The sequence below is a fragment of the Streptomyces altiplanensis genome, from assembly GCF_053591575.1.
Genome location: NZ_JBSFUB010000064.1, coordinates 1 through 24,384, shown reverse-complemented (window position 1 = coordinate 24,384; position 24,384 = coordinate 1). Strand labels below are relative to the sequence as shown.

General features: G+C 72.2%; 22 protein-coding genes and 2 pseudogenes. 11 read left to right on the top strand and 13 right to left on the bottom strand.

Annotated elements, in window-relative coordinates:
- Positions 1-350: 350 nt before the first annotated feature.
- Both ACWD0Y_RS24635 and ACWD0Y_RS24630 read right to left on the bottom strand, forming a co-directional pair.
- Complete coding sequence (locus ACWD0Y_RS24635) at positions 351-3,038, bottom strand: beta-N-acetylglucosaminidase domain-containing protein (protein ID WP_450262502.1); 2,688 nt, start codon at positions 3,036-3,038, stop codon at positions 351-353.
- 269 nt (positions 3,039-3,307) lie between these two features.
- Entirely contained in the window at positions 3,308-4,069 is a 762-nt protein-coding gene (locus ACWD0Y_RS24630; protein WP_450262488.1) for a PIG-L deacetylase family protein, read from the bottom strand.
- Between the two features lie 210 nt (positions 4,070-4,279).
- Between ACWD0Y_RS24630 and ACWD0Y_RS24625 the strand changes: the two genes are divergently transcribed.
- Together ACWD0Y_RS24625 and ACWD0Y_RS24620 are read left to right on the top strand one after the other, a co-directional pair.
- Complete coding sequence (locus ACWD0Y_RS24625) at positions 4,280-5,002, top strand: cupin domain-containing protein (protein WP_450262487.1); 723 nt, start codon at positions 4,280-4,282, stop codon at positions 5,000-5,002.
- A gap of 129 nt (positions 5,003-5,131) precedes the next feature.
- Entirely contained in the window at positions 5,132-5,827 is a 696-nt protein-coding gene (locus ACWD0Y_RS24620) for a PepSY domain-containing protein (RefSeq protein ID WP_450262486.1), read from the top strand.
- 80 nt (positions 5,828-5,907) lie between these two features.
- Here ACWD0Y_RS24620 and ACWD0Y_RS24615 read toward each other — a convergent pair whose 3' ends face one another.
- Complete coding sequence (locus tag ACWD0Y_RS24615) at positions 5,908-6,696, bottom strand: LysR family substrate-binding domain-containing protein (RefSeq protein WP_450262485.1); 789 nt, start codon at positions 6,694-6,696, stop codon at positions 5,908-5,910.
- A gap of 58 nt (positions 6,697-6,754) precedes the next feature.
- Here ACWD0Y_RS24615 and ACWD0Y_RS24610 point away from each other — a divergent pair, with 58 nt between their 5' ends.
- The 4 genes from ACWD0Y_RS24610 to ACWD0Y_RS24595 all read left to right on the top strand — a co-directional run bounded on the left by ACWD0Y_RS24610 (position 6,755) and on the right by ACWD0Y_RS24595 (position 9,153).
- A complete protein-coding gene (locus tag ACWD0Y_RS24610; RefSeq protein ID WP_450262484.1) occupies positions 6,755-7,129 on the top strand; it encodes a DUF5997 family protein in 375 nt (124 codons plus the stop codon).
- A gap of 51 nt (positions 7,130-7,180) precedes the next feature.
- The gene (locus ACWD0Y_RS24605; RefSeq protein WP_450262483.1) at positions 7,181-7,639 is read left to right on the top strand and encodes an SRPBCC family protein; all 459 of its coding nucleotides are present in this window, start codon (positions 7,181-7,183) and stop codon (positions 7,637-7,639) included.
- A 121-nt stretch (positions 7,640-7,760) separates the two neighbouring features.
- On the top strand, positions 7,761-8,153 hold the full coding sequence (locus tag ACWD0Y_RS24600) for a signal peptidase I (protein ID WP_450262482.1): 393 nt from the start codon (positions 7,761-7,763) through the stop codon (positions 8,151-8,153).
- Between the two features lie 496 nt (positions 8,154-8,649).
- Positions 8,650-9,153 carry an AAA family ATPase gene (locus tag ACWD0Y_RS24595; protein WP_450262481.1) on the top strand — a complete coding sequence of 168 codons (504 nt, stop codon included), beginning with the start codon at positions 8,650-8,652 and terminating at the stop codon, positions 9,151-9,153.
- A gap of 495 nt (positions 9,154-9,648) precedes the next feature.
- Here the strand turns inward: ACWD0Y_RS24595 and ACWD0Y_RS24590 are convergent, their stop codons facing one another.
- Both ACWD0Y_RS24590 and ACWD0Y_RS24585 read right to left on the bottom strand, forming a co-directional pair.
- Positions 9,649-9,852: a cold-shock protein gene (locus ACWD0Y_RS24590; RefSeq protein WP_093797454.1), complete on the bottom strand. Its 204-nt coding sequence runs from the start codon at positions 9,850-9,852 to the stop codon at positions 9,649-9,651.
- A 456-nt stretch (positions 9,853-10,308) separates the two neighbouring features.
- A complete protein-coding gene (locus ACWD0Y_RS24585; protein WP_450262480.1) occupies positions 10,309-10,560 on the bottom strand; it encodes a hypothetical protein in 252 nt (83 codons plus the stop codon).
- A gap of 887 nt (positions 10,561-11,447) precedes the next feature.
- Here ACWD0Y_RS24585 and ACWD0Y_RS24580 point away from each other — a divergent pair.
- The 3 genes from ACWD0Y_RS24580 (at position 11,448) to ACWD0Y_RS24570 (ending at position 13,313) form a co-directional block, all read left to right on the top strand.
- The gene (locus tag ACWD0Y_RS24580; RefSeq protein ID WP_450262479.1) at positions 11,448-11,648 is read left to right on the top strand and encodes a hypothetical protein; all 201 of its coding nucleotides are present in this window, start codon (positions 11,448-11,450) and stop codon (positions 11,646-11,648) included.
- Between the two features lie 286 nt (positions 11,649-11,934).
- Positions 11,935-12,510 carry a hypothetical protein gene (locus tag ACWD0Y_RS24575; RefSeq protein ID WP_450262478.1) on the top strand — a complete coding sequence of 192 codons (576 nt, stop codon included), beginning with the start codon at positions 11,935-11,937 and terminating at the stop codon, positions 12,508-12,510.
- 185 nt (positions 12,511-12,695) lie between these two features.
- The gene (locus tag ACWD0Y_RS24570) at positions 12,696-13,313 is read left to right on the top strand and encodes a phosphodiesterase (protein WP_450262477.1); all 618 of its coding nucleotides are present in this window, start codon (positions 12,696-12,698) and stop codon (positions 13,311-13,313) included.
- Positions 13,314-13,382: 69 nt separating this feature from the next.
- Here ACWD0Y_RS24570 and ACWD0Y_RS24565 read toward each other — a convergent pair whose 3' ends face one another.
- Positions 13,383-13,583 (bottom strand): DUF5133 domain-containing protein, encoded by a 201-nt coding sequence (locus ACWD0Y_RS24565; protein ID WP_450262476.1) that lies wholly within the window; start codon positions 13,581-13,583, stop codon positions 13,383-13,385.
- A gap of 270 nt (positions 13,584-13,853) precedes the next feature.
- Between ACWD0Y_RS24565 and ACWD0Y_RS24560 the strand changes: the two genes are divergently transcribed.
- Positions 13,854-14,945: a carboxylate-amine ligase gene (locus ACWD0Y_RS24560; protein WP_450262475.1), complete on the top strand. Its 1,092-nt coding sequence runs from the start codon at positions 13,854-13,856 to the stop codon at positions 14,943-14,945.
- A gap of 19 nt (positions 14,946-14,964) precedes the next feature.
- Here ACWD0Y_RS24560 and ACWD0Y_RS24555 read toward each other — a convergent pair whose 3' ends face one another.
- The 5 genes and pseudogenes from ACWD0Y_RS24555 to ACWD0Y_RS24535 all read right to left on the bottom strand — a co-directional run bounded on the left by ACWD0Y_RS24555 (position 14,965) and on the right by ACWD0Y_RS24535 (position 22,978).
- On the bottom strand, positions 14,965-17,220 hold the full coding sequence (locus ACWD0Y_RS24555; protein WP_450262474.1) for a S9 family peptidase: 2,256 nt from the start codon (positions 17,218-17,220) through the stop codon (positions 14,965-14,967).
- Positions 17,193-18,977, bottom strand: a complete 1,785-nt coding sequence (locus tag ACWD0Y_RS24550) for an N-acetylglutaminylglutamine amidotransferase (RefSeq protein WP_450262473.1) — start codon at positions 18,975-18,977, stop codon at positions 17,193-17,195. The genes ACWD0Y_RS24555 and ACWD0Y_RS24550 overlap by 28 nt, the downstream gene beginning before the upstream one ends.
- Positions 18,965-19,120, bottom strand: coding sequence for a hypothetical protein (locus ACWD0Y_RS24545; protein WP_450262472.1), 156 nt, complete (start codon positions 19,118-19,120; stop codon positions 18,965-18,967). The genes ACWD0Y_RS24550 and ACWD0Y_RS24545 overlap by 13 nt, the downstream gene beginning before the upstream one ends.
- Before the next feature lie 172 nt (positions 19,121-19,292).
- Positions 19,293-21,422 (bottom strand): SpoIIE family protein phosphatase, encoded by a 2,130-nt coding sequence (locus tag ACWD0Y_RS24540; protein ID WP_450262471.1) that lies wholly within the window; start codon positions 21,420-21,422, stop codon positions 19,293-19,295.
- Between the two features lie 382 nt (positions 21,423-21,804).
- Positions 21,805-22,978: pseudogene (locus tag ACWD0Y_RS24535) on the bottom strand (cytochrome P450).
- A 304-nt stretch (positions 22,979-23,282) separates the two neighbouring features.
- On the opposite strand from ACWD0Y_RS24535, the gene ACWD0Y_RS24530 reads away from it, so the two are divergent.
- Positions 23,283-23,444, top strand: coding sequence for a hypothetical protein (locus tag ACWD0Y_RS24530; protein WP_450262470.1), 162 nt, complete (start codon positions 23,283-23,285; stop codon positions 23,442-23,444).
- A 132-nt stretch (positions 23,445-23,576) separates the two neighbouring features.
- Here ACWD0Y_RS24530 and ACWD0Y_RS24525 read toward each other — a convergent pair whose 3' ends face one another.
- Positions 23,577-24,269 carry a hemerythrin domain-containing protein gene (locus tag ACWD0Y_RS24525; RefSeq protein WP_450262469.1) on the bottom strand — a complete coding sequence of 231 codons (693 nt, stop codon included), beginning with the start codon at positions 24,267-24,269 and terminating at the stop codon, positions 23,577-23,579.
- 9 nt (positions 24,270-24,278) lie between these two features.
- Positions 24,279-24,384, bottom strand: a pseudogene (locus tag ACWD0Y_RS24520) (DUF4383 domain-containing protein); the annotation flags it as partial.

Sequence of the window (24,384 nt, the reverse complement as noted above, 5' to 3'; positions counted from 1 at the left end):
GGGCGCCCGAGAGCTGGAAGGTGAGGTGCTTGGCGGCCTTCAGGGCGCTCACCGCGCACGCCGGAGTGAGTCCGAGGGCGAGGAGGAGGACTTCGGTCACCGTGTCACCTCCGCCCCACGGTTCGACGGGACGGAAATGAAACGGCTCGTACCGGGAGGCTCACCCGTTGCCGGACCGCGGCTCCTTCTCCGGTCGGACGATCAGGTGTTCCGGGCGGGGCGCAGGCCCCACCCCCAAGAACAAAGGGAGGGCAAAGCAATGTCAGGCGACGGCGGGCACAGCCACCGGACGGGCAGACACGAGGAGGCCCCGGGCCGGCTGCCCGGGGGCCTCCTCACCACCGCGTTCCCTACCGCACGATCACCTCGGCGACCTGTGGCGCGCTCCCGCCCCCGCCCCAGAGCAGGCGTACGGCCGAGACCCGTTCGTAGTCCGCGGGGAACTCCTCGTAACCGCCGTCGACCCGGCCGACCGTGCGCCAGGCGCCGTCGGCCTCGCGTACCTGCACAGCGGCCTGCGCGGAGTTGCCCTCCGGCTGGAGGACCGTCACGGACGTCGTCGTCCGCGCCCCGCCCAGGTCCACCTGGAGCGCCTCGCCCGGCTCGGGTGCGCGCGCCGCGCGGTAGACGCTGCCGACGTCTCCGTCGGCCGCCGCGCGCAGGCTGCTGCCGGCCGCCGCCGGCGGTCCGCCGGTCACGGCCGCGTCCTCGGTCTCCACGGCGAACTCCCGTACGACGAGCCAGTTCGTCTGCCCCGCCGTGGCCCGCGCCCGCACGTAACGGGCCTCGGTGCCGGCCGGGGCCGTCGCCGTCACGACCGGCCGGCCGGAGAACGCCGCGAGCTGTTTCCAGGACGTGCCGTCGGACGAGTACTCCAGCACTCCTTGGCGCATGTAGTCGTTCGCGCTGCCCGGCTTGCCCATGGCGAGCGAGACACGGCCGATCTCGCGCTCCTTGCGCAGGTCGACCGTCACCTGGTCACCGGCGGCGGTGGCGCGGCTGCTCCAGAAGAACGTGCTGTCGTCGCCGTCGACCATCCGGGCGATCACGTTGCCCTGGTAGGCGGGCAGGTTGGTCAGACCCCTGGTGCCGCCGGTGACACCGAGCAGCCGGTCGTGCTCGGCGGCCGCGTCCTCGGTGAACTTGTCGAGCACTCCTTCGCCCACGACCACCGGGATCTTGCGCCCTTCCAGATCGGTGTACGTGAAGGACTTCGCCGCGGCGACGAGCCCGGGCAGCCGCTGCCGCTGTTCCCAGGCGCGCTCGCCGTCTCCGTCCCGGGCCAGTGCGACCAGCCGCAGCGCGGCGCGCGTCGCGACGCCCCACGCCTCGGCGGCGTCGAGCCACGGCTCGCTGTCGTCGACGAACTCCTGCTCGGGGAGGCGGTCGCGCAGGACGTCCGGTGACTTCTGGAGGTCCGCCAGCGCGCCGTCCAGTCCGCGCTCGTCCCCGGACTCCCAGAACCGCTCGATCGCGGCGGCCAGGTCGGGGGCCTGCTGGGCGTTGATGCGGGAGCTGTAGTTGACGTCGGAGAAGACCCGCAGGGCCTTCTCCGTCTTCGCGTCGCCGCCCGCGTACTCGGAGATCGCCGTCCTCCACGAATCGCGAGGATCGTAGGCCGCGTCGTTCCACATGTAGTCGGCGACGGTGATCAGCGGGATCTTCGAGGCGTACGCCTGGTTCATCGGGTTGGCGGTGATGCCGGAGCCGAGCTCCGCGGGCATCCCCTCCTCCCGGCCGTTGTAGGGGCCGAGCAGCAGCCGGTTGGTGACGTAGTCGTTCACCGGGTAGTTGTCCCAGAGCAGGATCGGGTGCGCGAAGACGTCACGCGCGGCCCTCGCCTGCGCCACCGTGATCACCGGCGCGATGACGCCGACGCCGGTCCACTCGACCACCACGTCGTCGTCGAGCTGCTCGGCGAGCGCCTTCTTGTACGGGGACGGGGTGACGTTGTAGTACTCCGTCGGCACCATCTGGAGCGGCGCGGCGCCCGGGTGGGCGGCGATGAAGTCCTGGTTGACCCGGTTGAGGAGGTACGCCTGGGCGGCGCCCGCGGCGGCCGCTCCCGTCCCCCACCTGTCCTGGTCGGCCTGGCAGTTCCACCTGGTGTAGCTGATGTCGTCGAGCGGCACGGCGTAGGTGCGGACACCGAGGTCCCAGACCGTCTCGAACTTGTCGGTCAGCGCCTTGATGTCGGCCTCGGAGCTGTAGCAGACGCTCAGCCCGGGCGACAGCGCGTAGGTGAACTCCACGTGCCGGGCGCGGGCCCGGTCGACGAGCTCCTCGATCTTCGCGAGCTGGGTGGCGGGGTAGGGCTCGCGCCACCTCTCGCGCAGGTACGGGTCGTCCTTGGGCGAGTAGACGTAGATGTTCATCTTGTGCTCGCCGTAGAAGTCGAGCTGGTCGAGACGGGCGGCATGGGTCCACGGGATGCCGTAGAAGCCCTCGATGACGCCGCGGACGGCGGTGGTGGGCCAGTCCCGGACCTCGACACCCGCGACCTTCGCGCCGGGTCCGCCGCGCTCGGGGAGCAGCAGGCGCAGCGACTGGGCCGCGTAGTACGTACCGGCCGCGTCCTTGCCGGAGAGCGCGACACGGCGCTCTCCGATGCCCAGGACGTACCCCTCCGCGGGGAGGTCGCCGGGGCCCTCGATGCCGAGGTCGGCGAGCGCCTCAGCGGTCTGCGGGGTCTCCCCCGGGCCGCCGACGTAGACGGTGAGCCGGCTCTTGACGGGGCGTTCGCCTCGTACGACCTGGTGCGCGCCGGCGTCGAGGAGCGCCTGCCGGGTCACATCGAGCGCGGCGGCGTCGGCCTTGGCGCCCGCGACGACCGTCACCGTCGGAGTGATGGTGGCCCGGTCGTCGCGCTCTTGGAGGTCCTGCGGTGTCGGGGTGATGACGGGGGCGGTTCTTCGGGCGCTGCCGCCCGGCGGTTCGGTGGCCGAGGGGGTGGCGGCCGTCGGACCGGCGGCTGCCGGGTCGGCGGCCGCCCCGACGGCCGGAACTCCGGCCACCAGGGCGAGAGCGGCAGCGAGCATGGCGAGCGGGCGCAGGCGGAGCGTCACACGTCCTCCAGGGGTCCCGGCGAAAACTGTGGGCAATCACGCATCACAACGCCACAGAATCCTCCCGGGGCCTGACAGGCTGTCAATGGCGCGCACGTCTCATCCAGACGATTTCGCAAGCCGCCCGTGACCGTTCATCTTTGAGCCGGATAGCGGTATCGGCCCCGCGACGCTGCCGCCCGGCACGTCCGAGGCCGACGCGGTGCCCGCAGCCGCCTTCGCGGCGTACGCCCCACCGGGGCTCAGCGGCTGAAGACCTCGAAGGTGACCGCGGGCTTCCCGCCGAAGCGCTCCGCCGCGCGCTGCGCGTTCTGGGTGAGGAACGTGCGGCAGTACGTCTCGGGGTCCTCGTCCGTCAACGCCTCGATGTAAGCCCGGTGTTCGAGCAGGGACAGCACGGAGCGCTCCAGTCCGGGCTCCGCGTCCACGGCGTGGGTGGGCGTCGCCGAACCCGCGACGGCGACCCACCGCACCCCGTCCCAGGGCGCGAGCCCCTGGGTGGTGAGCTCGGGAAAGATCCAGCGGTTCCCGGCGTCGCCCGCCGCGTCCAGGGTGGCCCGGCCCACCGCCCGGTGGTCGGGCGTGTTCCAAGCGACGCCGCCCCAGGTGTCGCGGTGATTGAGAGTGATGACGAGTTCGGGGCGGTGCCTGCGGATGGCGGCGGCGATGTCCCGGCGCAGTCCGGTCCCGTACTCGATCACGCCGTCCGCGTAGTCCAGGAACTCCACCGTGGTGACCCCCACCACCGCCGCACTGGCCCGCTGCTCCCGTTCCCGCAGCGGGCCGCACTTGTCCGGCTCCAGGGTGTCGATCCCGGCCTCGCCCCGGGTGGCGAGCAGGTACGTCACTTCGCGGCCGCCGTCGGTCCATCCCGCCACGGCTCCGGCGCACCCGTACTCGAGATCGTCCGGATGCGCCACGACAGCGAGGGCACGCTGCCAGTCGGAAGGCATCGGCTGAAGCTGCTGGGGGTGTCGGGGCTGCTGCGTCGGCTCGGTGGTCATGCGCGCAGAATAAGTGGCGAACCGTCAGTTCCGGTTCGCCCCGGGCTGTTGCGGCGTCAGGTGTCGTCGCCCGTCGGGCGAGCGGCTTCTCGCACAAGGGCTCGACGCGCTCCCCCGGCAGCCGGGAAGCCGGCGCGGGCGCACCCTTGACCGCGGTCGCACACACCCCTAGGTTGCGGTGGGGAAAGCGCTTACCGAGGAGCTTCCGTGGTGACCGGATACGAAGGACTTCCCGGCGGTGTCGGTGTCTCACTGCTGCGGGTGTACGACTGGCCGGCCGCCGACGGGCTGCGCGGCGGCACCCCCCACCTCCACCTCACCTGCTCCGAGGGTTACCTGGTGACCGGCGGCCGGGGCTCGGTGCAGACGCTCACCGCGTCCGGCTTCCGGCAGACGCCCCTCGCCGAGGGAGCGCTCGTGTGGTTCACGCCCGGCACCGTTCACCGGCTCGTCAACGACGGCGGCCTGACCATCGTCGTACTCATGCAGAACCGCGGCCTGCCCGAGGCGGGCGACGCGGTGCTCACCCTCCCCCCGAGGCTGCTGGCCGACCCTGCGGCGTACCGGGCCGCCGCAACGCTGCCCGCGGACGGCACCGAGGAAGAGCTGGCACACGCGGCCCGGGTACGCCGTGACCTGGCCGTCGAGGGGTTCGCGGCGCTCCGCGAGGCGGCCGGCGCCGGCGACCCCGGGCCGCTCGCCGCGTTCCACCGGGCGGCGGCCGCGCTGGTCGGACCGCTGACCGGGGACTGGCGCGAGCGGTGGCAGGACGGCGCCGCGGCCGCGGCCGACGCCACGGGGATCCAGCTCGGCCGGCTGGACGACGGCGACTGCGGGTACCTCGCGCAGGCGGTCGTACGCGCCGAAGGCCCCGCGGCCCGCGGAAGGTTCGGGATGTGCGGACGGCTGGACGTCTACCACGCCGACGGCTGACCCGCGGCCGCGCGGCGGCCGCCGGGAGGGCCGCCGGCCGGGAACGCGCGCCGGCCAGGGGCCGGGCAGTGGAGTGATCCTTGGCGCCGGAGAGCATGTCGGCGCGGCTTGACGGCTAGGGGTGCCGGTATGAACTTCGAGTCCAGCCGCGTGAGGACCGGCATCTCACGCCACCGATGGGGCCGGGCCGGGGCCGCCCTGTGCGCTGTCGCCGCCTCGGCGGTACTGATGAGCGGGTGCGGGGACGACAACGGCGGTGGAGGGGAGCCCTCCCCCGGCGCCGCCACCGGGAACACGACGGCGCCGAGTCCGGCGCGGACCGACAGCCCGTCGGACACCGGGGGGCTCACCGAGGACCAGGCCGAGCGCAAGGCCCTGCTCCCGTCCGCCAGGATCAGCTACGACAGGGCCGCCCGTACGGCGGTGGGGGAGGTTCCGGGAGGCAAGCTGGCCGGGATCGAGCTGAAGAACGGTCCGCAGTGGATCGCCGAGGTCGCCGCGGAGGACGGCACCGCCCACGGCGTCCGCGTCGACGCCGTCTCGGGCAGGGTGACCCGGTCCGGTGCGGAGGCCGACCAGGACGCCGACGACAAACGCGAACTGGCCGATCGGCTGGCCGGGGCCGAGCGGAACTGGGAGCAGGCGGCCAGAACCGCCACGGAGAAGAAGAGTGGCACGGTCAGCTCCGTCAAGCTTGACGACAGCGACGGCGGGGCCCTCATCTGGTCCGTCGATGTCGTGACCACCGACGACTGGAACAAGACCACGTTCGACATCGACGCGGCGGGCGGCACGATCGTGCGCGAGCGTGTCGACCACGACTGAGGCGGCAACCGGTGCCTCGCGGCTCTCCGCTGCCGGCCGGCCCGAACCCTCGCGTATCCGCCGGCCCGGCCGAACCGGGGCTACGACCGACGGCGAGGTTTGCCGCGCTTGCCGCCCTTGGGGCCGCCGGGACCGCTCCGCGCGGAACCGCTCCGCGGGTTCTTCCCGGCCGTCCTGCCGGCCGCCTTGCCTGCTGCGGGCTTCCGCTGTGCGCCGCCCGCCTCGGGGCTCCTGCCCTTCGACTGTGCCGGGGCCGGGGGGCGGCCCCGTGAACTGTTGACGGTCCGCCCCCGGACGATTCCGATGAACTGCTCCACCAGTTCGGTGGTCTCGTCCTGCGGCCACGACAACGCGATGCGCGACTCGGGGACGTCCGAGACCGGCCGGTACGTGAGGTCCCTGCGGTGGTGCAGGCGGGCGAGGGACTGCGGGACGACGAGCAGACCCACTCCTGCCGCCACCAGTTCGACGGCGTCCTCCGTCGTGGCGGGGCGCTCCTTCGCGGGCTGTCCCGGCGGGTGCTCCCATTCGAGGGTGTCGTCGAGGGGATGCAGCACGATCTCGTCGGCCAGGTCCTCGGCGGACACCTCGTCGACCGCCGCCACGACGTGATCCTTCGGGATCACGACCACCGTCGTCTCGGTGTAGAGGGGGATCGCGCTGAGATCCGTCCGGTCGACCGGCAGCCGCAGGAAGCCCGCGTCGGCACCGCCGTCACGCAACGCGTCGGGCGCTTCGGCGGCGGACACCGCGACGAGGGTCAGCGGGACTCCGGGCAGCCGCTCGTTCCAGATCCGCACCCACTTCGTGGGCGTCACCCCGGGGACGTAGGCGAGCCGAAACGAAGGAGGTACTTCCGAGCCTGTCACTCCCCCAGGTTACCGGCCGTGGTCGGAGGTAGCGCACATGCTCGATACCCTTGACACCATGACGTCGCACCAGAACACCCAGACAATGAAGCCCGCGACCGCGGCGAAGAAGCTGGGTGTGTACCTCGAGGCCACCCCCGCCGAGTTCCAGGAGGGTGTCGTCTCACGCACCGAGTTGAACGCGCTGCAGGCCGATCCGCCCGAGTGGCTGCTGGAGCTGCGCCGCAACGGCCCGCACCCCCGGCCGGTGGTCGCGGCGAAGCTGGGCGTCTCCATCTCGGGTCTCGCACGTGGCGGAGTCACGGAAGCCCTCACCACGGAGCAGATCGACGCGCTGAAGAAGGACCGCCCCGAGTGGCTGGAGCGGGAACGCGCCACCCAGGCCGAGGTCCGGAAAGAAACGGTGCGTATCAAGGAGAAGAACGCAGAGTAAGGCGCCTCCCGAACCGGAGCGCCCGGGGGGCACGAGCCATAATCTGCATACGTGTATTCGACTCGGATCTCCCGTCGTGTGAGTGCCCCCCGTCCCGCTGTCTACCGGGCGCTTCTCGATGCGGCCGCGATCGCGAAGTGGAGAGTTCCACCGGGCATGAGCAGCCACGTGCATGAGTTCGATGCCCGTGAAGGCGGCTCGTTCCGAATCTCGCTCACATACGACGCGCCGAACGGAACCGGAAAGTCGACGGCGCGAACCGACACGTACCACGGCCGCTTCGTGAAGCTCGTACCGGACGAGCAAGTGGTCGAGGTGTTCGAGTTCGAGACGGCAGATCCCGAACTCGGCGGCGAGATGACGCTGACCACAACGCTTACCGAGGCAGACGGCGGCACTGACGTCCTCATCGTGCACGAAGGAATTCCCGACAGCATTCCGGCCGCCGACAACGAGACCGGTACGCGGATGGCACTGGCGAATCTCGCCGGGCTCGTCGAGACCGGCTAGCGCTTTTCCCGCAGCCACTCGTTGCCGGCCGCGGCCGGCCCGGCTGCCCCGCACAGGACCGATACGCGCGGAAACCGTACGCCTGCGTCACCGGTGGGAGCGGGTGGTACCTTCCGAAGCCATGAACGACAGCGTGTACGTGGGCAATGCGGGCAAGGACGCGCCACTGGACCGGGGATGGCTGCTCGGGCACTTCAAGGACGTCTCCGACCCTCGGCACAGCGAGGCCGTCGAGATCAAATGGGGCGTCCACCCGCAGGGCGACGAACGGGCGCAGTGGGTGACCGGTGAGGAACGTACGGCTCTGCTGGTCCTCGTCAGCGGCCGCTTCCGTGTGGAACTTCCTGGGCGCAGTGTCGTGCTGGCCGAGCAGGGGGACTACGTCGTGTGGGGCCGGGGCGTCGACCACTCCTGGTACGCGGAGGAAGAATCCGTCGTACTGACGGTCCGCTGGCCCTCTGTCCCCGGCTACAAGGTGACCTCTGAAGAGGACCGTGCCGGAGTGCTTGCCTGACACCGTGGTGCGTGCCGGTCACAGCCACGCGCACGTGCTGACGACTGCCGGGCCGGGTCCGGCCGGCGAGACGGGAAAGCGCGCGAGGAGGATCAGTGACAGGCGGACGCCGCCCCCTCCCACGCCTCTTCCGTGACCGCCGTCCGAGCGGATGACACCGGTCCGGGGCCTCCCGGACCGCGCGCGGACGTTCGCGTACGCACCGCACGGCCCGGTGGCGCGCAGGTTTCCCCGCTGCGTACGTCTGTCGTGGTGGCCCGCGGTGCCCGGGACCCGACCGCGCCGCACACCTGGGCCGGGGAAGTCACCGGGCTGCTCCCGCAGGGCCGGCCGGCGGAATTACCCGGCGCCGGACATGCGCTGAACCACTGCGCGCCGCAGGAGCCGGCCCGTATCGTCCGGTCACCGCCGCGGCGCAGCGGTCGAGTGCTCGGGACGGAGGAGGGGAACCGGCCCGGTGGCGCCGGGGCTGTTCCGTGTCGATGAGGAGGTGCCGGTGCAGAAACCCTCGGGCAGCGCGGGATTGGACATGGCCGTACTCGTCGGACTGCAGGCTTCGGGGAAGTCCACCTTCTACGAGCAGCGCCTCGCCGGCCGTTACGCAGTGGTGAGCAAGGACCTGTTTCCGCGCGCCGCGCGGAACAAGCAGCAGCGGCAGATGCGTCTGGTGGAAGAGGCGCTGACCGCCGGGGAGTCGGTGGCGGTCGACAACACCAACCCGTCGCCGCAGGAGTGGGAGCCCCTGGTGGCCCTGGGCCACGCCCTGGGGGCGACGGTGACGGCGTACTGGTTCCCCCCGGACGTTCCGGGCTCGCTCCGGCGCAACGCGGCGCGGGAGGGGCGAGACCGCGTCCCCGACGTGGGCGTCCACGCCACGCTCAAGCGGCTGCGCAAGCCGTCGCTGTCGGACGGGTTCGACACCGTGCTGGAGGTGCGGTTCGACGGCCACGGCGGGTTCGAGGTACGGCGGGACCCCGACGCCGGACGGCGGCGTGGATGAAGCAGCCGGGGCGGCGTACATGCGGCGGAACTCGACGACCTCCTCATAGGAAGCCACGGTGGCCTCGAACTCCTCGAATCCCCTTGCAGCCCTCGCGGTGGACGTACGGCGCCGAATGTCGTCGGCTTCCGTCCGTCCCTCGAACGTATCGGCAGGGACCGGGCCGAGTCCGTGCACGCCGTGCACGTGGCCGACGGAGAGGAGGACACATGTGCGAGCCGGCCGTGACGGCCCGTCACCGCCCTGCCGGAGCCGTTCGTGCCCTCTGTGCGCGGGCCGCGACCGAGGCGGTCCGGGCCGGCCCCCTCTGCACCGGGACAGTCCGGGGCTGACAGCACGCCGGGCCGGGCACCCGAATCGGCGCCCGGCCCGGCCGCTCCGGGTACCCGCGAGGCGGGCACCCGGAGCGCGAAGGGATCACCCTTGTCACTTGATATGCGGCCTGCCGCGCTTCTGTGCGCCTACTGCGCCGTCGTCCCCGGCAGGCCCACTCCGCTATTCCGGAACGATGTTCTCCGCCTGCGGGCCCTTCTGGCCTTGCGTGACGTCGAAGGACACCCTCTGCCCCTCCTGGAGCTCACGAAAGCCCTGGGCGGCAATGTTCGAGTAGTGAGCGAAGACGTCGGGCCCGCCGCCGTCCTGCTCGATGAAGCCGAAACCCTTCTCACTGTTGAACCACTTCACGGTGCCCGTAGCCATACCGGTCTCCTGGAATCAAAGGGGCGGATACCGCACAGCACGGCACCCGGAGGTGATCGCCGGGCCCATGAAGACTCTGAACAGCACAAAATACTGTGATCGCCGATCACAGGCGAACAGGGTTCGGAACCACGACTGCTATGACACCGACCGTACCCGAGCAGTGCCCGCACCGCTATGCACCGCGACGCGGAATCCCCACCTGCACCGCAATGGGGTAAGGATCCGAATTCAAAGTGGTGAACAAGTAACCGATCGTTCACTTGGACGGCATCATCAGTAGCAGCACCAGTAATGGATTGCGCATGAATGCGATCACCATGAAAGCCGTCACCACCGGGCCGGCCGGCGCGGGCGGCCGGCAGCCGCCCCGGCAATGGACATCCGCAGACCGCTCCCTCGGGGGCGGTCGGCGGATGCACCCACAGACCTTCTCTCCGCCGGCAGTCCGGCCGGTCAGTGTGCGTCGCTCTGCATCGCCGAGCTGAACGCGGTCATACAGGGGTCGCAGTAGCGTTCGGCGATCGCCTCGCTGTGCGTGGCGGCGAGGGGTGGAGCGAGGCGGCTTCCGCAAAGAGTGCTGGCGGGCGCGTCCTTGGCAATGACATGCCAGACCAGTTCGCCTCTGTCCACGGTGGGCGCGGCGCGCATCTCGTACATCGGCGTGCCTTTCTTCATGGTGGGGAGGAGGACCGGTCCGTTGTCCATCAGAGCCCCTGACGGCCGAAAGGGCCACCGGGCGTAGACCAACAGAAGGAACACGAGGCGCCGGAGGTTTACCGGCGTGCGGCGGAACCGTCCGGCATCCCGGCAAAGGACATGGACGGCGACGCCGGATCACAGTCGGCGGCCACCGGGGGCAGCGGCGAGAAGGCGCGGCAGGCAGGCGCGGCACCCCGGGCCCGGAGGCCCGGCCTCACTCCGCCTCCGGGCTCTCGGCTCGGTACGTCTTGGTCCAGGCCGCTCCGCACCGGCAACCGAACCGCTCGACCAGTTCACCCTCTTCCGAGACTTCCATGCCCCGATTGAGACGGACGTGTACATGCTGCTTGCTCATAGGGATCACTCTTCGCTGTAGGCAGATTCCTGGCGGGATCGTTCCCATGGTGGGCATATGCCGCCCGTTGCACCAATGGCTCAGATCACACTTTCCTTTCGTCACCTCGTAGTGGAAGGGTGCGGGAAAAGAGAAAACCCATGAGATATGAAGAATTTCCGGCATGTATGCGGGAGTGCGGTGAGCACCCCGTCCAGGGCAAGGCCGTGCAGGTCACTGCCGTCGCACCGCGGGTTCTCGCTCACCGCATCGCACGTGGCGGGGCCAGGATCCCGAACTCCCCCGGCCCTCCTGATACACGGGCCTGTTCAGAAAATCAGATCCCGGCGGCCGGATCCGTTTGTAGGCCTTTAACGGCTCGGTGACAGCGCGATTGCGGAACGGTCCCCGGGCACTTCCGGTGGTCGGGCCGGGCGTTGGAACGAGTATGGAGCTTTTCAGGAGCAAGCCGGTCACGGTGCCCAATCCTCCGCCGCGCGGCGCGTACCGGCCCGACTCGCCGCTGCACGCACGGGAAAGCTGCGTGCAGTGTGCGCGGATGCGTAAGGCCGAAAGCCGGAACGCGCACGTCACCGGGGCAGCCGGGCCGAGTACGTCCGGGTTGCCGACCCGCCGCACGGCGCCGGGCGCGTGGCCGAGGTCCGCGGTCGGCCGGCTGGCGGGGCCGGCGCGGACGGTGATACTCGCCGTCGCCGTGTGCACGGTCCTCTCGGCGGTGCTCGCCGTCTCGCTGACGTGACACCGCTCGCAGGGCGCCGCCCCCGCGCCCCGGATGAGGACCGCGAGTGATGCCCATGGCCGGCCCGGGACCCCGTACGGGCCCGGCGGCGGACCGGAGGCAGGGCGGCACCCAGCACACGGCCCCCGGCGCCCGCGGCCGGCCCCCCTCCCGGCTGTCCCCGGCCTTCCTCGCCTCCGGCAGCCCGTTCGGACCACCTGCAGTGGTGGCGGACGGCGCCCTGACCGCACGGTGAGTGAAGGGTCGCGCACCGGCGACATCCGAAGCACTTCGAAGGAGCCGTCCCATGTCGGAACGCAACACCGTCCTGCGCAGCCTTCACGACGTGGGCCTGGCAGCCTGGTTCGGCGGCGCGCTCATGGGAGCGGTCGGGCTGAACGGCGCGGCCAGGGACGAGGGCGGCACCGAAGCGACCACCGCCCGCATCGCCAGTTCCGGCTGGTCGAAATGGACGCCCGTCAACGCAGCCGCGATCGCCGTGCACCTGGTCGGCGGCAGTGGCCTGCTGTCGGCCAACGCCGCCAGGGTCGCCGGTCAACAAGGGGTGGCAGCCTCCACTCTGGCCAAGACCGTCCTCACCGGCGCGGCTCTGGCCGCCACCGCCTACGCCCGCGTGCTGGGCAAAAAGGTGGAGTCGGCATCCTCGCCCCGGCCCGAAACCGAAGACGGGCACAGGGTCTCCAGGCACCCGGCCGACATGGAGAAGGTGGATCACCGCTTGATGTGCATGCAGTGGGCGGTGCCCGCCCTGACCGGCGGTCTGATCGTCCTCAACGCGCTGCACGGTGAGCAGCAGCGCCCCGGGCAGCAGGCGGAGGGCATGTGGCAGCGTGCCATGGCCCCGCTGCCCTGGCACTGCTGAGCGAACGAGCGGCAGGCCGGACCGGTGGCACCGGTTTCCTCGAAGAGCATCGAAGGCGAGCCGCGATGAGCAGCCGCACGCAACGGACGGCGACACACGACAGGGGCGGCCCCCGGCCCTGGCCATGGGCCGTGGCCCGCTGGGTTGCCGCGCTGCGGAAGGGGCCGGCGCTCCACCCTCACGGGGTGACGTGCGCCGCAACCCTGGAAGTGCACGCGAATGAACAGTGGTGGGGCGAGCCGTGGCTCGACCGGCCGGGCCGGTATCCGGCGCTGGTGCGGTGGTCACGGGCCGCCGGGCTCCCCGGACGGCTGCCGGACGGCCTGGGTCTCGCCGTCCGCGTCGTCGATGCCGGCGGACCGGGCCGGCCGCTGGATCTGCTGTTCACCACCAGCGGTGGCGGCCGGTGGACGCGGCACGTGCCGCTGCCCAGGCGCCACGCGCTGGCCGGTCCCTACTCCACGCTCCTCGCCTACCAGGTCGGCGACCGCCCGCGTGTGCTGGCAGCCGCCCCCTCGGCCGACGCGCCCGCCGTACGCAGCGACCTCGACGCACTGCGCACCGCCCTGCGGCACACTCCCCTCTCGTTCGAGCTGTGCGCCGCGGGGCCCCGCGAACCGTGGCGGCGCTTCGCGACACTGACGACCCACTCGACGCAGGGCGCTCCACCGGACGCAGTCCCGGCCTACGACCCGTACCTCAACCACTTGCCGCGTCTGCACCCCACACCACGTCTGAGCGGGCTGAGGGAAGCGGCCTACCGGGGCTCGCGCACGGGACGCCGGGCCCGGCCGCATCGCTGACCGGTCCACAGCCGCGGCCGGCCGGCCGCCGGGTTCCGGCTGCCCCGCTCCGCACCGGGACGGGGCGGGTCAGTCGTCCGTGGCGGCCAGCCGTGCACGGGCCACGGCCAGTGCCTGGTCGGGGTGGCGCGTTCCGGTGATGACACACAGCGTGTAGGCCGCGTCCTCCAGCCGGCGTTTCAGCTCAGCCGTGGCGGACGATTCCTCTGTGGCAGTACGCAGGGCTTCGTATCGCGACACAAGCTCGTGGAGGACTGTTGAGTGGGCCATCAGCATGAACGTTTCCGCCTTCCCGCTCGCCAACGGATGGTGGGAGGGCGGTTCGACCTCCCTGAGGCCGGGGTCCACCGACCCCGGTCCGGGACCGCCCGTCCCGAAGTAGGTGTGCCCCGCGGCCGACCGCACACACCACCGTGACGCAACCGTGACGCGGTCAGCGATCCGCCCCGGAGGAACCCGCAGGAACCGGGGACACCTTGTGGCCTCCGGGCCGCTTCTCCCCCTGGTTCGTGGGGGGGTGGTTGGGGGTAGTCACGGAACATGATCACTGTGGGTGTCGAGGAGGAGTATCTGCTGCTCGATCCGGGGTCGGGGCTGCCGGTGCCGCTGGCCGAGGAGGTGCGCGGGTCGTCGGGGCTGGAGCCGGTGGTGGAGCGGCGGGAGGTGCAGGCCGAGCTGTTGCAGGCGCAGGTGGAGGTCGCCACTCCGGTGTGTACGGACCTGGAGGAGGTGGGGGGTCATCTGCTGCGTCTGCGGCATGCGGTCGGTGCCGCGGCCGAGGAGTTGGGGTGCCGGCTGGCGACCTGTGCGACGGCGCCGTTCCGGCGGGCGGCGCCGGTTCCGGTGAGCCGTCAGCCGCGGTATCTGGCGATGGAGTCCCAGGCGCCGCAGCTGGTCGCGGAGCAGCTGATCAACGGGATGCACGTGCATGCGGCGGTGCCCGATCCGCAGACGGGGGTGGCCGTGCTGAACCGGGTGAGGGTGTGGCTGCCGGTGCTGGTGGCGATGTCGGCGAACTCGCCGCTGTGGGACGGGCACGACACCGGGTTCGCGAGCTGGCGCACCCTGATCTTCGGCCGGTGGCCGGTGAGCGGGCCGCCGCCGTACTTCGAGGATCTCGCCGATCACGAGCGGCGTGTCCAGGGGCTGCTGGCCTCGGGGATCATCACGGACACGGGGCAGCTCTACTGGCAGGCGCGGCTGTCCGGCCGGTATCCCACCATCGAGGTGCGGTGCATGGACGTGCAGCTGCGGGCCGACGACGCGGTGATGTTCGCCGGGATCGTCCGCGGGCTGGTGGCGACCGCCATCCGTGACGAGAAGGCCGGTGCGCCGGTGCCCCGGTGCGCGCCGGAACTGCTGCACGGCGCGAACTGGCACGCCGCCCGGCACGGCATGAGCGGGTCCCTGGTCGCCCCCGACGGCACCCTGCGCAGCGCGGGCGATGTGGTGTATCTGCTGATGGAGCACATCGCCCCCGCCCTGGAGGAGGCCGGAGACGCCCGGCAGGTCGGCTCCCTGGTCCATCGCCTGCTGCGGCAGGGCACCCCCGCCGACCAGCAACGCCGCGCACTCGCCGAAGGCCTACCCTCCCTGGTCCAACTGATCACCACGCAGAGCACCACGCCGTGACCGGCCGGGCCTGAACCGCTCAGCCGTTGAGGTGGCGTTCCATCCAGTCGGCGGCGGCGCGACGGAACAGCCGCCGGTTGTCCGCCCGCAAGAAATCGTGCCCCTCGTTCCTCAACAGCAGCAGCTCCGAGGGGACGCCGTGCTCGCGTGCCGCTCGTACCACCTGCTCCGACTCACCGGGCGGGACGTTCGTGTCGTGCTCACCGTGGACCGCCAGCAGCGGAACCCGCAGCGCGTCGATGCGGCTCATGGGGGACAGTGCGTGCAGGAGTTCCCGGTCGTGTTCGGGATGGCCGTACTTGGCAGCGGCCGACTCCGCGATCCACGGTTCGGTCCCGGCGAAGAAGGTCGCGAAGTCCGACATGCCGCAGACAGCGACGCCGGTACGGAACAGGTCCGGGTGCCACACCAGGGACGCGAGCACCAGGTAGCCGCCGTACGAACGTCCCATCACCGCCAGCCGTGTGGGATCGGCGAGCCCGACGGCGACGATGTGCGCGGCGCAGTCGGCGACGTCGTCGATCGCCGCGAACCGCCCGGTGCCCAGGTCCGCGTCCACGAAGGAGCGGCCCCAGCCCGACGAACCCCGGACATCGGGCGCGAAGACGTCCAGCCCGCGGCCGAGCAGCTCGTGGTAGAGCGGATTGAAGACCGGCCGCTCCTGCTCCTCCGGCCCGCCGTGCAGGTGGATCACGCAGGGTGCCGGCCCGCCGGTGTCGCGGTCCGCCGCCCGGTAGTACCAGCCGCCGAGCGGCAGACCGTCGCGGGCGCGCAGGCGCACCGGCCGGGGACGCACCGGCGGGCGGCCCGGTGGTACGGCGTCCTCGTCACGCGCCGACCAGCCCGTGCGCACAGGGGGCAGAGGGGACGCGCCGTCGGGAATCCGCCACACGCCCGGCCGGCGCTGGGAGCCGGAGAGGGCGAGAAACATGCCGCTCGGCCCGCTGGAGGAGATGCGCGTCACCACCTCGTGCGGCAGCGGTACGGCGACGGCCTGCGGCGGGGACGCGCCGCTGCCCTGCCCCGCGGCGGGGAGGGTGACGACTTCCAGCTCGCTCGCGCCGTGCACGTTCCAGGCGAGGACGGCCGACCCTCCGTCGTCGGAGACGGTCAGCAGTTCAAGGCCCGCGGCGTCCCGCTCGGCCACCACACCGAGGCCGAGACGCTCGCCGCCGGCTCCCAGCGTGACGCTCATGAGGGCCGGGAACTCACGGTCGGCGTCGCTGCGCAGCCACAGTGTGCGCCGGTCGGGCGAGAACCGGCCGATCCACGGATCGCCGTCGGCCACCAGTACCACGCACGTCGTCCGCGCGTCGGTGGTGCGCACCACCATCGCCTCACGCCGTCCTCGTGGGCCACGGCGCAGGAGCGCGAAGCGGCCGTCGGCGCTGATGTCGCACACCCGCAGGGTGGCGGCGCCGGCCTCGGTGGCCAGCAGGACGGGCGAGCCCACCCCCAAGGGATCGACGAGGTACGCGGCCAGCCCGCCGCTCGTCACCTCGCCGCCCGCGGGGCCCCCGGCGGCCGGCGCGGCCGTCCCCGGGTGCGGACCGGGCCCCGCGTGGTCCCGGTTCCCGCCGCCGAGCAGGGTGGCGTGGCCGTCCCGGTCGGCCCAGCCCGCGGGCAGTGCCGCGAGCTGCGCGTCGGCGCGGAATTCGCCGTGTGTGTGACCGGCCGTGCCGGGCTCCGCGGCCACGGCGGCCACCGCGTCCACGGCGGCCGGTTCGGCGACGGTGACGGCCAGAGCCGAGCCGTCGCGCGCCCAGCAGCCCAGCTGGGCGAACTGGCCCTGCTCGGCGCCGGCGAGCATCCGGCGGCCGGTGCCGTCGGGGCGTACGCACAGCACACGGGTGTGCTCACCGCCTCCCGGAGCGGTGGTGTACGCGATCCAGTGGCCGTCGGGTGACCAGGAGACCTCCGTCACCGGGTCCGGATCGGCGTCCAGGAGGTGGGCGGCGCTGCCGTCGGCAGCCGCGGCCCACAGCTGCGGTACACCGGTCCGGTCGCAGATGAAGGCCACCTGCCCGCCCGTCGGGTCCGCCGACGGGTACCAGCAGCCGTGGACCGCCAGGGGGGTCGGAGTGTCCCGGGTTCCCGGTGCGTCCGGCAGGAGCACCGCCGCGGGGGCCGACGCGGCGGCCGGAGCGCGGCCCGGCGAGAACCGGCCCGGGGTGCCCGGGAACGTGGTCGCGAAGGGGGCGGACGAAGGGGGAGCCTTTCCCGGCTCCCGCAGCCGCCGCTCGCCGATCACCTGATTCCGTGCGTCTGCAGCCATATCTCCAGCAAAGCTACCTGCCACAGGGCGTTGGCTCCGCGCTTGGTCCGGTGCGCGTCGGGCGCTGCCAGGAGTTCGGCGACGTACGACTCGCGGAAGACGCCTCTCTGCCGGGCTTCGGGAGCGGACAGGGCTTCACGCACGCGTTCGAGTACCGGCCCGGCCATGTGCCGGATCGCCGGGACCGGGAAGTACCCCTTGGGGCGGTCGACGACTTCGCGGGGCAGCACCTGACGGCCGGCGTCCTTCAGCACTCCCTTGCCCTCCTGCGCGAGCTTCAGCTCCGGCGGGCACGCGGCGGCCAGTTCGACCAGTTCGTGGTCGAGGAACGGCACCCGGGCTTCCAGGCCCCAGTCCATGGTCATGTTGTCCACACGCTTGACCGGGTCGTCGACCATCATGACGTGGACGTCCAGCCGGAGCGCCGCGTCGAGTGCGGTCTCGGCGCCGTCGACCGCCATGTGGGCCCGGACGAAGTCGCCGGAGGCGTCGTGGTCCACCAGCATGTGCGGCTGGAGCATCCGGGCCAGATCGGCGTGCGGCCGGTCGAAGTACACGTCGGCGTACGTCGCGGGCTCCTGCTCACGCCCGACGGCGGCCATCGCCGGATACCAGTGGTAGCCGGCGAAGACCTCGTCCGCGCCCTGTCCGCTCTGGACGACGCTGAGTTCCTTGGCGACCTGCTCCGACAGCATGTGGAAGGCGACCGTGTCGTGGCTGACCATGGGCTCGCTCATGGCCTCTATCGCCCCGCCCAGCCCGTTCGACACCCGGTCGGAGGGGATCATGAGCTGGTGGTGGTCCGTGGCGAACCGCTTCGCCACGAGGTCCGAGTAGCTGAACTCGTCGCCCTCCTCACCGTTCTCCGACTCGAATCCCACGCTGAAGGTCGACAGGCCGGTCTGCCCCTCTTCGGCCAGCAGGGCCACGATCAGGCTCGAGTCCAGGCCGCCCGACAGCAGTACACCCACCGGCACGTCCGCGACCATCCGGCGGCGCACGGCCGTGCGGAGCGCGTCCAGCACCGCGTCCCGCCAGTCGGCCGCGTCCATGCCGGCGTACGCGGACCTGCGGGTGTACGACGGCTGCCAGTAGCAGTGCTCCCGGTACCGGCCGTCCCGCTCCACGACCCGCACGGTGGCCGGGGGGAGCTTGCGCACCCCGGCGAGCACGGTCCGCGGCGCGGCCACCGTGGCGTGCCAGCTCAGGTACTGGTGCACCGCCACCGGGTCGAGGGAGGTGTCCACCGCGCCGCCCGCGAGCAGCGCCGGCAGGGACGAGGCGAATCGCATGCGGTCCGCCCCCTCGGTCAGGTACAGCGGCTTGATGCCCAGGCGGTCGCGGGCCAGCACCAGGCGGCCGGTGTCGTGCTCGGCGATGGCGAAAGCGAACATCCCGAAGAGATGCTCGACGCAGTCGGTGCCCCACTGCCGGTAGGCCTTGAGCAGCACTTCCGTGTCCGAGGTGGAGAAGAAGCGGTGCCCGAGGCCCTCCAGTTCCTTACGGAGCTCCTGGTAGTTGTAGACACAGCCGTTGAAGACGCCGGTGAGCCCGCTCTGCATGTCGGTCATGGGCTGGGCCCCGCGCTCGGACAGGTCGATGATCTTCAGTCGGCGATGCCCCAGGGCCACCGCGCCCTGCGACCACATCCCCCGCCCGTCGGGACCGCGCGCCGCCAGCCGGTCGGTCATGCGTTCGACCGCGGCGACGTCGGGCCGCCCGCCGTCGAACCTGATCTCTCCGCTCAGTCCGCACATACGGCACCGCCGCGGTTACCGGCCGGGTGCTGCGGATCCGCGGTGACGGCCGTCGGCCGGCCGGCCGCAGGGACTCCCGGCAGCAGGATCCCCCTCTTCGGATCGGCGGTGTCGAGTTCCTCCGCCCCTGCAGTGACGCTCACGGTCTCTCCTCACAGACAGTTCCGTCGGACCCTCCGCCGCGCTGCGCCGTCGCGGTACCGATGGGTCGCCGTGGTCTGCGGGTTCCCCGCGCAGTACCACATATGCCCCACAGGACTCATCCGCCCATGGGGTGGGCCCGGTGGCGTGGGGTGGGCCCGGTGGGCTCCGCCGTCACGGCGGGGCCGGACGCAGCAGGAACAGGGCCGTGTCGTCCCTGCGGTCGCCCGACGGCCGTGCGTGCCGCACGAGGCCGTCGGCGAGGGCTTCGAGGTCGTGGTCCCCGGCACTGAGGACTTCGGCGAGGTCCGCGGTCGCGTCCTCGATGTCGGTGCCCGGTGTTTCGACCAGACCGTCGGTGAACAGGGCCAGGACCGCGCCGGGCGGCAGGGCGACATCGACCGCCTGGTAGTCCGCTGCGGGATCGATGCCCAGGAGGAGCCCGGGTGGCAGGGCGGGGCTTTCGATGCGCCCTCCCGGGTGGCGCAGGAGCGGCAGCGGATGGCCCGCGGTAGCGAGGCACGCACGCCGGCGGGCGAGGTCGAGCTGGACGTACAGGCAGCTGGTGAACAGCCCCGGGTTCAGGTCGGTGAGGAGGCGGTTGGTCCGCGCGAGGACGTCGTCGGGGGACGCTCCGGCGATGGCGTGGGCCCGCACGGCGGTACGGACCTGCCCCATCAGGGCGGCGGCGGTGACGCTGTGCCCCTGGACGTCTCCGATGACCGCGGCGGCCGTGGTGTCGTCGAGGCGGATCAGGTCGTAGAAGTCTCCCCCGACGTCCATGCCGCGGGTGGCGGGCAGGTAACGGGCCGCCGCCTGCAGGCCGGGGAGCTCCGGCAGTGTCTGGGGCAGCAGGCTCGCCTGCAGGCTGCGGGCGAGTCCGCTCTTGGTGTCGTACAGATGGGCGCGGTCCAGCGCCTGGGCGGCCAGCCCGCCGAACGCCGTCAGCAGGGCGCGTTCGTCGTGCCCGAAGACGTGAGGACGCGCATAGGCCAGTACGCAGCAGCCGATCGGGCGCCCCGAGGCGAGGAGGGGCAGAAAGGCCCAGGCGTTGTTGCCGTCGTCGGCCGTGGAGCCGGGAAAGGCGTCGCCGAGTTCGCGGCGGGAGGCGAAGAAGGCCGGCTCACCCGTCGCCACCACGCGTCCGCCGGGGCTGTCCGGTGTCAGCGGCGCTCCGTCGAAATGCGCCACCTCCTGCGAGCTGTAGCCGTGATGACCGCGTACGCGGAGCCTTCCCGCCTGTGCGGCGAGCAGTACGACGGCCTGGGCACCGAAGCTGGGCGCGATCTGGCCGACCACCAGCCGGATCACATCGGGCACGCTGAGCGCCTCGGTCAGCGCGGCGGCGAGGTGGGCCAGTTGGTACAGCACCCCCGCGCGGGTCGGCCCCGTCTCCGTCCGCGGGTTCGCGGTCGGTGCGGGCGTGGGGACCTGCGCGCCCGCGGCGACACCGGAGCGGGCGATACGGACGCTGATGCCCCGGGCGTCGGGATAGAGCTCGAAGGACAGCCACAGGCCGTCCGGGCGCCGGACGGTGAAGGACGTGGGATGACGGCTCATCACCGCCGATCGGTAGCGGTCCTCGAACACGGGGTCGTCCAGCCAGGGCAGGGTCTCCCAGGGGCGTGCTCCCAGCAGGGTCGGGACGTCACTGCCGACCAGCGCCGCGCCGACGGGGGTGATGAACGTGATCCTGCCGTCGAGATCGAGCGCGCAGCCGCCCTCCGGGAGCCGCTCGGCGAAATCCACCGCCGCCGTCGCCTCGGCCTGGGTGACCGTTCGCCGCCGCGGCACCGGCATGATCCGCGGCCCGGCCCCCGGCAGGACCGGACGGCCGCTTTCGGCGGCGCGGCGCAGAGCCGCGCCGACATATCCGCAGGCCTTCTGGATCGCCCGTTGCCGCTCCCGTTCGATCACCGAGGGGTGGGATCCCGGCCACAGCAGCAGCAGTCCGCCCCAGATCTGCTGCGCGCTGAGTGCCGGAGCGGCCGCGAGGGCGAACGAGTACGGCAGCGCGAGGCCGATGCGGGGGTAGCGGCGGGCCAGCTCCCCCTCGGCCCCGACCCACACCAGCCGGCCTTCCCGCACCGCTTCGGCCAGTGGGCCCGAGGCCGATATCCCGATCCTGGCCCAGGGCATCGCCAGGTTGGACGGCACTCCGGCGAGCACAGCGGCGGAGAGCACCTGGCCGTCCGCCGACCGCACGTAGATCCCGCCGCCGTACGCCCCGGTCTCGCGCAGCGCCCGGGAGAGCAGCCGGTCCAGCACTTCCGGCGCCCCGGCCTCCTCCTCCGGCGAAGCCATGTCCTATTCCCCTGTTTCCCCTGTTCGCCTGCCCGGTCGCACGCGACCACGGCTCCTGTGGGCATGCCGCGAAGCCTCATGCCTCATGAGTCCGCCCTTTCAACATGCGGAAAATAACACCGTATAAGGACATTACGCCCACCGCGTGGTGATGCGCCCGCTCGGATTCCCGGAGGCCGCGCTCCGCGGTCTTCCCGCCCGCGCCGTACGAGACCGACGGCCCCGCCCGCCCGCACACGGCTTCCGGCGCATCACGAACCGTTCCGTACGGCTGCCGTCGGCTCGGCAGTGGGTCCCGAGGGGCGCCGGCCGCTCCGGAGCGGGGGTACGGGCGTGCCGTCTGCCGCGTCCGCGAGCCGGTCGCCGCCGGTGCGGACCGGTGTCACATATCGGCGCGGCGTACCTCGGTGATGCGGAAGCCGCTGCGCGGGCGGGTCGGGACGCGGCGCAGGGGGATGGTCAGGTCCTGGGGCGGTACGTCGTACTCCAGGCGGGCCAGCCGGACGCTGGGGGCTTCCAGCAGGGCGATGGTGACGCCTTCGCCGGGACACCTGTGTCCGGTCGACGGGTCGCCGCCGCCCTGAGGGATCAGTTCGTCGCGTTCCACGGGGCGTTCCAGGAAGCGTTCGGGGCGGAAGGTGTACGGGTCGCCCCACAGCTGGGGATCGTGGTTCTGCCCGTACAGGTCGAGCAGGACGAGTCCTCCGGCGGGGACGGTTTCGCCCCGCCAGGTCAGGTCGGCGGCCGCCCGGCCCCCGGTGAACGGCGCGAAGGGGTAGAAGCGGCGCACTTCGTGGACGAACGCCGCCGCGAAGGCCGCGTCGTCGGCCTGCAGCCGTTTCCGGTTGTCGGGCCAGCGGTGCAGGGCGTGGGCGGCGAAGGCGACGAACCAGGCGACCGCCGTGGTGGGCCGGACGACGTTGAGCAAACTCCACCGCGGCGGTACGCGCGTCGAGGAGCCGGCCGTCGGCATCGCGGTGCTGCGCCACCACGTCGACGACCGAGCCCTCGGGAACGGTGGCGGCGCCGGTGCGCACGTCGTCCACCAGGCCCGCCAGCCAGGTCTCGCACCGGCCGCGGGCGCTGCGGGCACGCCAGTGGCGCGGTCCCGGGGTGGCGAAGCCGTCGACCATCGCCACCAGGTCACGGGCCACGGGCTCCGCCCCCGGCCCGCCCAGCGGTACGCCGGCCCAGCGGCACACCCCGGTGGTGAGGACTGTCGCCGCCTCGTCGAACAGCACCACGTCCGGCCGGTCGCTCCAGGACGCCACCGCCTCGTCCCACACCTCGGTGACCCGCTCGGCCAGGTCGGCGACACGGGCGGGGGGCGTGAGGAGCGACAGGAACATCGCCTTGCGGACGCGGTGTGCCTCACCGTCCAGCGTGTGGACCGCCCCATGGCCGAAGAGGGTGCTGAGCACCGGCTCCGGGACGGCCTGGTGGCGGCGTACGTGGCGTTCGTCGCAGAAGAACCGCACCGCCTCCGGACCACGCAGAGCCACCGCGTGCCGCCCGAGCACGCGGGCACGGACGACGGGGCCTGCGGCACGCCGCATCCGGTCCGGAAGCCAGGCGTACCCCTTCAGCAGCAGCGGTGCGGTGCGGTGCGGTCGGCGAGGGGGCGACGGTAGGAACGCATGGATGCCCAGGGCCCGTGGCGCCGGGAGGGAAACCGTGAGTCATCCGCTCGGCCGAGCTACGCCGCAGATCGGGTTTAGGCGGCATATAAGAGGAAAAGCGGCTGGTGTGCCGCAGTGTCGGCTTCTTGTCGTGAGGAAGCCGGGGACAGAAGCGCGACCGGCCTCCCGGTCGGCCGCACGGCCCGCTGTGGCAACCGGACGCCCAGAGAGGAAATGGCCCATGACTGTGCCCGAGGAGAACCGGCCGAAGACGGAGTCGACCGACGAAGTCGTCAAGGACACCAGCAAGGCCGGACCGGAGTCGGAGGGCGGGACCGGCCGCACGATTCGGGAGGCTCTGGAAGAGGCGGGTGTGAGCCGGGACGACTTCGAGGAGAAGTAGCTGCCTCGCGGGCCATGCCGCGCCGCCGATGCGGCATGGCCCGCGGCTTCCCGCCGGTGGACTTGGCGGACCCGGTGGACTTGGCGGACGGAACCGGCAGACGCCGGGAGGCACGGCCGGCGCCGCCGCGTGTCAGCGCTTCCGCCGTACCGACACGCCCACGAGCCACATGGCGAAAAGCGCCGCGACCGCCGCCGCGACCCTCCGGCCGCGGAATGCCCGGAATGCCCGGGTACCGGTGGGCAACAGGTCGCGGGCGCGGTCGAACGCGCTCAGGGGGACCCCGGCCAGGGCGTTGCCGGGCGGCCGGCGCGGCACCGCCGGATGCGGGTGGGTGGGAGCGGTGCGGCGGACGGTCTCCCAGGCCGAGCCCAGACGGCGCAGGCGCGCGGGGTCGTGCCCCAGGGCCTCCTGCAGTCGCGGCAGGAGCAGGTCCTCCTCGTCCCGGATGTCCTGCCGGATCAGGGCGAAGACCCGGCCGGTCAAGTGGTCGTGGCGGGGATCGTCCGGGTCCGTGCGTTCGATGTCGGCCACGAGGTCGTTGATCTCCTGGTGTTCCTCCTCGACCCGCGAGGTCAGCTCCTCGCCGTCGGGCGCGAGCCGCCGCAGGGCGGGCCACAGCACGGTCTCCTCGGCGAAGGCGTGGCTGAAGGTCAGCTGGATGATGTCCTTCAGTGTCTGCTGCCGCTCCTCCCGTGGCCGGCCGCCGGAGGCGTAGAGGTTCATGAGGCGGTCGAGTTCGGCGTGGTCACGGCGCTGTCGCGCCAGGATGCTGGCCTGACCGCCGAGCTGCTCGACACTTTGCTGAGCGATGGAGAGAGACATGCGACCGTCCTAACGCATGGCGCCGGTGTGGGTGCGGCGGGTGAGGAGGACGCCGAGGGCGATCATGCCCAGGCCCAGGGCGAAGTGCAGCCAGTTGTCGGCCGTGTTGAGGGGG